A 10,074-nucleotide genomic window follows, 5' to 3' on the forward strand; every position below is an offset into this window, starting at 1 on the left:
GTATCAGCGGAATCGTCTCTTCAGATAAGCGGCAACGGCGTCGCGCTCGGTGATGCCGGTGAGTTTGTATGCACCGGAGTCGAGCTTTTCCCGCAGCAGCGGAGTGCTGGTAAGCGAGTAGGTCGAGAGCGCGAGCGTGAGCCGCTCCGGCGCTCCGGGGGCGCTCCACCGTTTGCCGTTTTGCACGACGTTCAGCCCGGAGAAGGCGAACACGCTGCGTCCCCTGCGGTTTGCGGCTCCCAGCCAGGTCAGCAGTTCCGCAAGCTCTTCGCGCGTGAGTTCGACCGTGCAGAGTTCGTTCTCATACGGCAGCAGCGTGAAAAGCCCCTCGTTCGTGACTGTGCAGGGAATCTCGAACTGGGGCAGGGCGGAAACGGAAAAGAGTGCCGCATCGCTTCCCGCGGCCCGGTGTACCGCCTCTGCGCCGATGCGGCAGATCGGGGCGGTATTCTCCCGTTTTTCCGGCAGACGCAGCGGCTCTTTCGTTGTGGCGATGACGGTTTCGGCATACGGTTTGTAACGTTCCAGAAAAGGGCGGAGCACCTGTTCCGCCTCCGCGTCACCCGGGGAGTCTTCCTCGGGACGGAGGAGTTCCGACGTGATCCGTTCCAGTTCGCCCGTGTCATCGTCGAAGCGGGCGCGGATCCGGGCGACGCATTGTGCATAGCGCCCCGCCTGGACAAACCACGCCCCGGCAACGCGGAATCCACGCTTCTCCTCATGGCTGTGGCCCGCCAGCACGAGGTCGATCTCCGGAAACTCCGCGAGAAAACGGAACATCGTCCCCGGCGGCGTGTATAATCCGGCATGCCATGCCAGGACGATCAGATCCGGTTTGGCCGCAAGCAGTTCCGGCATGATTTCCCGCAGCGCGTCACGATTCGCTTGAAATGTCCAGCCGGAGTCGGGCAGCAGCCGGTTCGGCATTTTGGGATCGGTCATGCCGATGACCGCGACGCGGTGTCCATTCCGTTCGAACAGCACCCACGCCGATGGTTTGAATCCGGTTCTCTGGAACTCTGCTCCCAGCGTTTTGCCGCGAAATTCGCGTGCCGCCCGGATGAGCGCTTCCGGGCCGAACTCGAAATCATGATTGCCGGGAATCCAGACGTCGTACCGGAGTTCGTTCAGCAGCGCGGTCATGATCTGTCCGTCGCTGTGGCGTGAGAGAAGCGTCCCCTGCATCGTGTCGCCGCAGTCGATGCGGAGCGCATCGGGATTTTTCCGCAGAATCGGCGCGAGCCGGATCAGCGCTTCGGCGCGTCCGTGAATGTCGGTCGTGCAGAGGATTTCCACCTCCGACGCGAAGCCGGCCGGAGTGAACCGGACGAGCAGCAGCAAGAGCAGTGCAAGAGGCAAATGTTTCATCTGTGGACAGTTCCAAATATTCTGTCGCCCGCGTCCCCGAGCCCCGGAACAATGTATTTGTTTTCGTCAAGCCGCTCGTCGAGACAGCCGGTGAAAATTTCGATTTCCGGATGACGCGCTTCAAACACCTTTTTCCCTTCGGGGGCGCTGATGATCGTGACCGCTGCGATCCGGTGGAATCCGGCGCGTTTCAACAGGTCGGCCGCGGCCGCGAGCGAATTCCCCGTCGCAAGCATCGGATCGAGCAGCACGGCGAACGAACGTGGTGTCGCCTCCGGCAGTTTGCAGTAATATTCGCGCGGGAGTTTGGTCACGGGGTCGCGTTCGAGCCCGATGAAACCGGCCGGCGAGCCGGGGACAAGGCTCTCCGCCGCTTCGAGCATGCCGAGTCCCGCGCGCAAAATCGGTACAAAAACGATTCTCTCCGCGATCCGGTATCCGGTCGTTTCCGCGAGCGGGGTTTTGATCCGGCAGCTTTCGAGTTCCACTCCCCGGAGCGCTTCCGCGGCAATGAAGCAGGTGATTTCCCGCACGCACTCCCGGAAACGGGAACTCGGTGTGGTGCAGTCGCGCAGAACCGTCAGTTTTGCCCTGACGAACGGATGATCGACAATATGGAGCATAATTCGCCTTTCTTCTGAGATTTATTTCAGTATACAGCCGCAATTGCTTTTGCGCAACCCGAAAACCGGGAAAAAAACGGAAAAATCCCATTTCCCGGACTTGAAGAATTGCAAATGAAAGGCATATTAATAAGCATTGCCGTTTGCGATCGGCTGCGGATGGAAGTTCTCAGTGCTTTCCTCCTCCGGTTTCATCGGCGGTCAACGATGATTTCATTTGTGAAAACAATTAAAACATAATGAGGTGAAGAGTATGTCCCAGCATCCGAGTCTCCGCGTCGGCGGAAAAATCCGCAAAGTCCGCAATGTCATGAAGCGTTTCGAGCGCATCAACGTGCTCCGCGCCGACGGCCGTATTCCTGAGGACAAGGTTCTCGGGCTGCCCAAGACCAAGCCGGTTGAAATGTAATCCGTCTCAGAACGGAATACGGGAGAAGAACGCGGGACGGAGCGATCCGGGCCCGCGTTTTTCATTCATCGAACCGCGAGTGGAAATCATGCCGGAATTCGGGACATTCGACACTCTCACGCCGGAGGTGATCTTTGCGGCGGCGGAGCAGGCGTTCGGGCGCCGGTTTTCCGGTCTGCTTCTGCCGCTGCCGTCATACGTCAACCGGGTTTATGAAATGGAGGCGGCCGATCATGAGCGGTTCATCTTCAAGTTCTACCGCCCCGGCCGCTGGAGCCGTGCCGCGCTGCTCGAAGAGCATCTCTTCACACTCGAAGCGCGCGAAGCGGAGATTCCGGTTATCGCGCCTCTGCGACAGGCGAACGGTTCGACGCTCGGAACGGCGCCGGACGGAACTTTCTACGCCGCTTTCCCGAAGCGGTGGGGCAGGGGACTCGAACCCGAGTCGGACGGGCCGGTCTGGAGGCGGCTCGGAGCGCTGATCGCCCGGCTTCACATGGTCGGGGCGGCCCGCTCCGCAAAACACAGAATTCAACTGGATCCACGCGGAAATACGCTCGACGAGATCGCGCATCTGCTCTCCTGCGGCGTCGTCTCGGAACGGGTTCGCCCCGCGCTCGCCTCGACGCTCAAACGGCTGCTGCTCGCCCTTGCGGAACGTTACCGGCCCGGTGAAATGATCCGGCTGCACGGAGACTGTCACAAAGGCAATATCCTCGAACGTCCGGACGAAGGACTCATGTTGATCGATTTCGACGATATGCTTTCGGGACCTCCGGTCCAGGATCTCTGGCTGCTGCTGCCCGGGCCGGTGGAGGAGTGTTCGTTCGAGCTCGGGGAACTGCTCGCGGGGTATGAGTCGATCCGGAGTTTCGACCGTTCCACGCTCGATCAGATCGAGCTCCTGCGCGCCATGCGCATGATCTACTTTCTCGACTGGTGCGCGAAGCAGCGTTCCGACAGCGGATTTGCCGAACGCTACCCGGACTGGGGAACCGACGCCTTCTGGCGTTCGGAGATCGCCGCGCTGGAGAACCAGCTCGCCCTCATCGTCGAATCGTAAAGGAGACACTCAGGGCTGTTTTGCCGGGTTGGTGTCGAGAAACTTCCGGAGAGTCTTCCAGTAGTTTTCGCCTGCTTTCAGAATGAGGTTGTTGTGGCCTGCGCCCTCGACCGTGTAGAGAGTCTTCGGCTCCTTTGCCGTTTCGAAGAGCTTCCTGCCGTGCGAAAAGGGGATGATGCGGTCGGCGTCGCCATGGATGATGAGCAGCGGCATGTCGATGTTCGCAATGCGGTCGATGTTCGGGAAACGGTTGAACGGCAGGAAGCCGACGCCCGCGACTGCGAAAGTGCTTTGGAACGGCGCTTCCAGAATGAGCGCCCGGGCATTCACCTTCTCCGCAAGATAGCAGGATGGACCGGTCCCGACCGAGAATCCGTGGATCACAATCGACTCCTGCGGAATTTTCTTCTCTTCGACAAGCCATCTCCAGACCCGTTCGATGTCGCGGTAAGCCGCGGATTCGGAAGGCGTTCCGTCGCTCATCCCGTATCCTTCATAATCGTAGGCGGCAACACCGTAGCCGTGTTCGACATACTGGTTCATGCGGTAACGGATCATGCCGAGATCCTCGGCGTTTCCGTGGCTGTAGAGCAGAAGCACTCCGCCTTCCTGCGGTGGAAAGTAGCGGACCGCGATGCGTATCCCCGGTTCAACTTCGAGCATGGTTGCTCCCGGTTGCTGCGGCGAACCGCCCGGCGGCTGGAAGATGATCGAATCCGCCACGCATCCCGTCGCGCAGGACAGGAGCAGAAAAAGTGCTGCCGGAATTGCGAGACAGAAAAACGCATACCGGAATTTCCGGAACTGCTGGTGTTGTTTTTTCCGTTGCATATCTGTAAATAGAACTCTTCCTCGCGGAATTGTCAAGTTGCCGGGAAAGAAAAAAAGTTTTTTTTATGATCGATCCCAAATTGATATGCTCATAAATATTTCAGCCTCGAAAAAAATGAATACACGTAATATCTTTATTTTCAAGTTATTGTTTCGTTTTTACGGAATTATATTCCGGGGGGAGGTTGACATCTATCCGGAATTGTTCTATAATTAGTTGCAGAGCAATTTGAAAGATACGGAACATTTTGTGATCATGGAGAAACAGCCGCAACTGAAATTTCAGGTCGTCTACGACTATCTTGTCCGAGGCATCGAGAGCGGCATCTTCTGTCCGGAGACCCGGTTCCCGTCGGAACGGAAACTCGCAGAGAAGCTGCGCGTGAATGTTTCGACTGTCCGGCGGGCCTTCCGGGACCTCATCGCCGGTGGCGTTGTCGAGAAACGCGTGGGCGACGGAACCTATCTGATCCACGGCGGAGCCGCCGACGCGGCCGGGCAGGTCAACATCGTCATCTCCAACTATCCGGGGGAAGCGCAGAACGAGATCGCGGAACTCGCTTTTGAGGAAGGAAGAAGACGCGGACTTCTCTGCCGGATCGTCCGGCTCGGCAGTGAGGAGACGACAATGTTCATCCGGACCGCGATCCGCTTCCGGCAGCCGACCATGGTGCTCGGAGACGATTTGCTGAACGATACGGCCATCCGGGAAATCGCCGGCAGCAGCTGGCTTTTCGCCGTGCTCGCGAACCGCCTCGATCAGCTCGGCGTCCCGTCGGTCATCGGAGATGACAATCATGGAATCCGGCTGATCGCCGACCATCTGCATTCGCTTGGACACAAGCGTATCGCCTTGCTTCACAACAACTCGGGGCATCCGATCGAAAATATCCAGATCGCGGTCTGGCGTGCCGTTACCGAAGGGGCTCCGGAGCTGCCCGCCGAAGTTCCGACCGGTGCGCAGCCGGTCGAATACGCCTTTCAGGCGGTCAGCCGGGCACTGGTGCGAAACGAGCGGTTTACCGCATTGATTGCGCTCAATGACGAACTTGCCCAGGGGGCTCTGGCGGCCTTCAATGAAAACGGCATCCGGGTTCCGGAACAGATTTCACTTGTGAGCATCGGCGACACACCATTTTGCCGGTATGCCGTGCCGCCGATCACCGCGCTGAATCCGAATCTGGCCGAGCATGTCCGGCAGGGCTTCGAACTTCTTGCGCACAACCGACTTCGCCCCGGAGCTCCGGAGCTGCTGCGTCTGGTTGTTCCTTCTCTGGTCATCCGCCGGAGCGACTGCGCTCTTTCTCCGTTCTTCTCCATTCAACTTAACCCCCGGGAAGCTACTGCATTATGAAATCTCTGCTGACTCTCTTTCTTGTGATCACCACGGCTTTCTTCGCCAGCGGGGCGGTATTCAACGTTCGCGATTTCGGCGCGAAGGGGGACGGGGTCTCCGACGATACCGCCGCGATTCAGAACGCTTTTGCAAAGCTGCGTGAGAATGGCGGCGTACTCCGGTTCGGCAGCGGCAGATTCGCATTCCGGGGACTTTTGCGAATCCAGGAGCTTCGGAATGCAACCGTCGATTTTTCCGGCGCGACGTTGCTCAATACCGAGCAGAACGGCAGTTTCCACTTCAACAAATGCGAGGATCTGACCGTTTCCGGCGGCGTTCTGACTTACCGGGATATGCCGAAGGAACAGCAAACCTCCGCCCAGCACCCGATCTATGTGACAAACGGGCGGAACATCCGGATCGAAAACGTTCATGTGCTCGGCTCCCCCTTCATGGGGATCGCGATCAACGGCTGCCGTTATGTCTGGGTCGTGGACTGCAAGATCGAACAGACCCAGCGCGATGGTCTCCATTTTGTTCATTCCCAGGACATTGTGTGCACGGGAAATTATATCACGCAGACCACGGACGATGCGCTTGCGCTCATCGATTATGGACATGAGAACGCTCTTCGACTCGAACGGGCCATCGTTGCGAACAACATCATTTACAACTGCCGCCAGGGATTGGTCTGCCTCGGCGGCGCCGATGTGATCTTCAACGGCAACCACGTCGAACGCACGACCTTTTCCGGGTGCCAGATCACGACCAATGACCGTTTTCACAACAAACTCAAGGGGGCATGTTCCGCCCGGAGAATCAAGGTTGTGGCGAATCGGTTCATCGAGAGCGGTGCCGATTTCGAAATCAACGGTGTATTCATTCGCAACACCGGGCAGGTCACGACCGGACACGCCGGGATCGTCGTCTCCTACATCGACAGCGAAAAGGGGTGGAATCGGAACGGCGACGACTATTTCACCAGGGCCGATTATCCGGTCGACGAGGTGAAGCCGGGCGTCTATGCCGCCTCGAAAGAGCTTTATTCCGAACTGTTTCCCCGGCGGCGCATCCGCATGGGCGAGACGTCCGCGCGAATCAAAACCTCCGTTCTGCGCGACGACAAGGTCGAATTCACTCTCGACGCAAAACCCGCCGGAAATCCCGGAAGTTTCAAGCTCAGCCGCATTCCGACCGATATCGACATTCTGGATAATGAGATTTTGAACAGCCATGTGAACGGCATCTATACAAACGGTGTCTACCGGCTGCGCGTCATCAACAACAAGGTGCTCAACTGCAACAGCACCAACACACAGTGGACCGGAACCATCGTCTCGATCCTGAACGGCGCAGAGGCGGATGTCCTCTATAACTGGATTCAGGACAACCGGACGGAGAAACTTCATAAGAAGCCTCTCTCCGTCACCGCCGCCGACAGCCGTGTAATCGGAAACCGTTTCTAACAGGAGGCCTGCCCATGAAGTTCCTTCGCAACTCTGATGAACGTACCGTACCGGACGGAACCTGTTTCCCCCCGGTTTCGTCTTCCGCTGTCCGTGACGACGGCAGATTTCGGGCCGGTTTCACCCTCATCGAACTCCTGGTGGTGATTGCGATCATCGCGATTCTCGCCTCGATGCTGCTGCCCGCGTTGAATCAGGCGCGCGAGCGGGCAAAGACGACCAGTTGTTTGAACAATCTCAAGCAGATCGGATTTGTGCACCAGCTTTACAGCGATACCTACGACAGCTGGATTGTGTCCGCAGAAGAAAATGCGGGGAAGCCCTCTCCGAAAACCTGGATGAACCGCCTCAATGAGCTCGGGCTCGACATCAAATGCATGAACTGCCCCTCCAGTGTGGACAGCAAGCACAGACTCAGCAACTGGTTCCTCAATCAACCTTTGTCGTTGAGGCTCGGATATTCGCAGAACCGTCACTTATCTCATGCGAAAGTCGGGGGGACCATCTACCGCAAGGTCACGCAGTATGCAAAGGCTTCCCGGACGGTCGTGACGTTCGATGATTATTTTCAGGCGACGACGGAGCTCTGGTATGCATCGTACTGGGATGTGACCATGGACAACTCCAAACTTGCCAAATTTCTGGTGCATGGTCGGAATCTGAACGTTCTGCTGCTTGACGGTCATGTTATCAATACGAATCGCGAGACGATTCGTTCGACGGACGGAATTTCGCAGGAGTATATCTGGAGGCGGTGAATGGGGTTGCGTCCGGCTTGAAGATCCGAACGACGGGGGCGGATGTGCCATGAAAATCGGCAAGGCATTTCTGGTGGGTACTCTGATGGGCAGCGCACTGTTATCGGCGGCGGCGGAGCCGGAGGCGGTTCCTGACTGGAAGGGGATCTTTCCCGAGAAGATCCGGACCGTTGCACTGGTGGCGCCCGCCTGTCCGGCGCACTCCTCGGAAGCGCTGGATCGGGCGATTGCCGGATTGAAAAAAGCAGGAATCCACGCCAAACTCATGCCGCACGCCCGTGAAGGGGAACCGGCGACCCGGTATGAAACCATTGCTGTGGAGAAGCGGGTCGCGGATCTGGAGCAGGCGTGGCTCGATCCGGAGGTGGATTTGATCTGGTGCATCCGCGGCGGCACCGGCACGCTTGCGGTGGTGGAAAAACTGGATTGGGAGAAACTGCGGCGTCGCCCCGATCTGCCGCTGCTCGGCTTCAGTGATATCACCGCATTGCAACTTGTCATGCTCAGGGAGCGGGCAGGACACCCCCTGTCGGCTCCGTCATTGCTGGGACTGTTGACGGTGGATGCTTCGAGCCTGGAAAATTTCCGTCGGACGATGCATGGGCTGCCAGCCGAGCCGCTGCCGCTGATTCCTGTTCGCAGCGGAGCTGCTTCCGGTATCGCGTTGGCGGGTCATCTGCGGTTACTCGAGACGATGAACAGGGGGCGTTTCCGTCCTGAAACCGCGGGGAAGGTGATTTTCATTGAGTCGCCGGACTATCAGCCTGAACAGGTCAGTGCTTCTCTCGGCCGTCTCCGCGAAGCGGGATTTTTCAAAGATTGCGCTGCGGTTGTGTTCGGTACGCTCAGTCGATGCGGCGGTCGGGAGGCTGCTGTGATCGAAGAGTTCGCCGAGACGGTAAAATGCCCGGTCTATCGGGGATTCCCTTATGGACATACTCCGCGCAATCAGGTGATCGATCTGCACGGTCGGATCACGATCGACGCTTGCGGCGTGCTGCATCGCTGAGGGTGGTGTCCGCGAGGGGGTCTGCAGCAAAAGTAGAAATCAAGTCTGTGCTAAGCTGCGGGAAAATGGTTTGAAGAGGGGGACCGCGGGGGCGATCGCCTTTCTTTGAAAGCCGATCCTACAGCGTCGGTCAAATTGATTTATGATTCAGAAATTCTGATTTGCAATCAGAATTTTCCATGCTATCTTACTCTTATTGACAGAATATGATGCAATATTGCATCATATTGACTGTCAAGTTATTAACATGGAGAAAAGTGTCACCTGTTTTTTACTGAAAAACAGAACCATTTATTCCCGCACATGACAATTATTTTTATGGGATCACCTAAGGATAAAGAAATTGTTGAAGATGCTTCGCATAATACTGATATTGAAACAGGAGCAAAAAACACTCAAGCAATTATTATAGATTCGGCAATTTAGATCGCTTGCTTATCGTGCTTGAAACTGCCGCAAAAGCAAATACCCTTAATTGCCGATACAATAACATGTGGTCAACTAGTGATGATATTGCCCGTTTTAAAGGCGGAATAGGTGGATTCGGTCTTCCAAAGAATAAAATATCTGAAAAAGTAATTGATATTAAATTAGACGGGGTAGATCATTATGGAAAAACTGGTTGGTGGAATGGAAGCTGGCTTGATAATGGTAATAACCTTAAGGATACAGAGGGATATTGGAGTAAGGTTTTATATACTGCAACAGATCCTAAGTTGTTAGCAGATGAGACAAAAGAACGTATCAAGAAGATTCAAGAATCAGCTTCTTCCTATATGAGCAGATAATTATGTCCTCAAAAAATTATAATTTGATTTTCCTCTTTTTTTTAGTCTGTTATTTTCTCATATTTAGTTGCATGTATATCTTTTTTAATGACGGGTCAATAATAGAAAATTTTATAGATTTTCTTACCGTATTCATTTTTTTGGCAGGAGGGTATGCTGGATGCTTTTCAATAGTTTTTTTGTTCTTCCAATTTCAGCTAAAATGTTGGAAAATCATGTTGTCCTCAGTTGTACCACAATTGACATTAGCAACTTTATTTACTTTTTTTATTTCACATAATAGTCATACTGCATGGGAAAATGCCTCTTTTATTGGATTGTTTTTCCTGATTTTTCATCTATTGATTCTAGCAGCCTGTCGGAGTGAGATTTTTGGCTTGGGAAAATCAATGTCCATCCCGATAGGCGCATAATGCTTGTTTT

10 protein-coding genes are annotated in these 10,074 nt (G+C 55.5%); 7 read left to right on the forward strand and 3 right to left on the reverse strand.

Going from position 1 to position 10,074, the window contains the following annotated elements; genetic code table 11:
- Positions 1-3 precede the first annotated feature (3 nt).
- Both Q0K10_RS04610 and upp read right to left on the reverse strand, forming a co-directional pair.
- Complete coding sequence (locus Q0K10_RS04610) at positions 4-1,368, reverse strand: metallophosphoesterase (RefSeq protein WP_294503809.1); 1,365 nt, start codon at positions 1,366-1,368, stop codon at positions 4-6.
- Positions 1,365-1,991 (reverse strand): uracil phosphoribosyltransferase, encoded by a 627-nt coding sequence (gene upp, locus Q0K10_RS04615; RefSeq protein WP_294503812.1) that lies wholly within the window; start codon positions 1,989-1,991, stop codon positions 1,365-1,367. Before upp ends, Q0K10_RS04610 begins: the two co-directional genes overlap by 4 nt.
- 253 nt (positions 1,992-2,244) lie before the next feature.
- Here upp and Q0K10_RS04620 point away from each other — a divergent pair, with 253 nt between their 5' ends.
- Positions 2,245-2,400 (forward strand): small basic protein, encoded by a 156-nt coding sequence (locus tag Q0K10_RS04620; RefSeq protein WP_294503814.1) that lies wholly within the window; start codon positions 2,245-2,247, stop codon positions 2,398-2,400.
- Between the two features lie 88 nt (positions 2,401-2,488).
- Positions 2,489-3,463 (forward strand): serine/threonine protein kinase, encoded by a 975-nt coding sequence (locus Q0K10_RS04625; protein WP_294503816.1) that lies wholly within the window; start codon positions 2,489-2,491, stop codon positions 3,461-3,463.
- 9 nt (positions 3,464-3,472) lie between these two features.
- On the opposite strand, the gene Q0K10_RS04630 is transcribed toward Q0K10_RS04625, so the two are convergent.
- Positions 3,473-4,294 (reverse strand): alpha/beta hydrolase, encoded by an 822-nt coding sequence (locus tag Q0K10_RS04630; RefSeq protein WP_294503818.1) that lies wholly within the window; start codon positions 4,292-4,294, stop codon positions 3,473-3,475.
- Between the two features lie 256 nt (positions 4,295-4,550).
- On the opposite strand from Q0K10_RS04630, the gene Q0K10_RS04635 reads away from it, so the two are divergent.
- The 5 genes from Q0K10_RS04635 (at position 4,551) to Q0K10_RS04655 (ending at position 9,651) form a co-directional block, all read left to right on the forward strand.
- Positions 4,551-5,648 (forward strand): GntR family transcriptional regulator, encoded by a 1,098-nt coding sequence (locus Q0K10_RS04635; RefSeq protein ID WP_294503821.1) that lies wholly within the window; start codon positions 4,551-4,553, stop codon positions 5,646-5,648.
- Complete coding sequence (locus tag Q0K10_RS04640) at positions 5,645-7,096, forward strand: right-handed parallel beta-helix repeat-containing protein (RefSeq protein WP_294503823.1); 1,452 nt, start codon at positions 5,645-5,647, stop codon at positions 7,094-7,096. The genes Q0K10_RS04635 and Q0K10_RS04640 overlap by 4 nt, the downstream gene beginning before the upstream one ends.
- Positions 7,097-7,110: 14 nt before the next feature.
- Positions 7,111-7,854, forward strand: coding sequence for a type II secretion system protein (locus Q0K10_RS04645; RefSeq protein ID WP_294503853.1), 744 nt, complete (start codon positions 7,111-7,113; stop codon positions 7,852-7,854).
- Between the two features lie 49 nt (positions 7,855-7,903).
- Positions 7,904-8,863 carry an LD-carboxypeptidase gene (locus tag Q0K10_RS04650; RefSeq protein WP_294503856.1) on the forward strand — a complete coding sequence of 320 codons (960 nt, stop codon included), beginning with the start codon at positions 7,904-7,906 and terminating at the stop codon, positions 8,861-8,863.
- A gap of 431 nt (positions 8,864-9,294) precedes the next feature.
- Positions 9,295-9,651 carry a hypothetical protein gene (locus tag Q0K10_RS04655; RefSeq protein WP_294503858.1) on the forward strand — a complete coding sequence of 119 codons (357 nt, stop codon included), beginning with the start codon at positions 9,295-9,297 and terminating at the stop codon, positions 9,649-9,651.
- Positions 9,652-10,074 lie beyond the last annotated feature (423 nt).

It is taken from the genome of uncultured Victivallis sp., from assembly GCF_944391105.1.
GTDB lineage: Bacteria > Verrucomicrobiota > Lentisphaeria > Victivallales > Victivallaceae > Victivallis.

Bases quoted from the DNA above. Each gene is read 5' to 3' on its own strand.
- Q0K10_RS04610 (WP_294503809.1), bottom strand. From the start codon at position 1,368: ATGAAACATTTGCCTCTTGCACTGCTCTTGCTGCTGCTCGTCCGGTTC.
- upp (WP_294503812.1), bottom strand. From the start codon at position 1,991: ATGCTCCATATTGTCGATCATCCGTTCGTCAGGGCAAAACTGACGGTT.
- Q0K10_RS04620 (WP_294503814.1), top strand. From the start codon at position 2,245: ATGTCCCAGCATCCGAGTCTCCGCGTCGGCGGAAAAATCCGCAAAGTC.
- Q0K10_RS04625 (WP_294503816.1), top strand. From the start codon at position 2,489: ATGCCGGAATTCGGGACATTCGACACTCTCACGCCGGAGGTGATCTTT.
- Q0K10_RS04630 (WP_294503818.1), bottom strand. From the start codon at position 4,294: ATGCAACGGAAAAAACAACACCAGCAGTTCCGGAAATTCCGGTATGCG.
- Q0K10_RS04635 (WP_294503821.1), top strand. From the start codon at position 4,551: ATGGAGAAACAGCCGCAACTGAAATTTCAGGTCGTCTACGACTATCTT.
- Q0K10_RS04640 (WP_294503823.1), top strand. From the start codon at position 5,645: ATGAAATCTCTGCTGACTCTCTTTCTTGTGATCACCACGGCTTTCTTC.
- Q0K10_RS04645 (WP_294503853.1), top strand. From the start codon at position 7,111: ATGAAGTTCCTTCGCAACTCTGATGAACGTACCGTACCGGACGGAACC.
- Q0K10_RS04650 (WP_294503856.1), top strand. From the start codon at position 7,904: ATGAAAATCGGCAAGGCATTTCTGGTGGGTACTCTGATGGGCAGCGCA.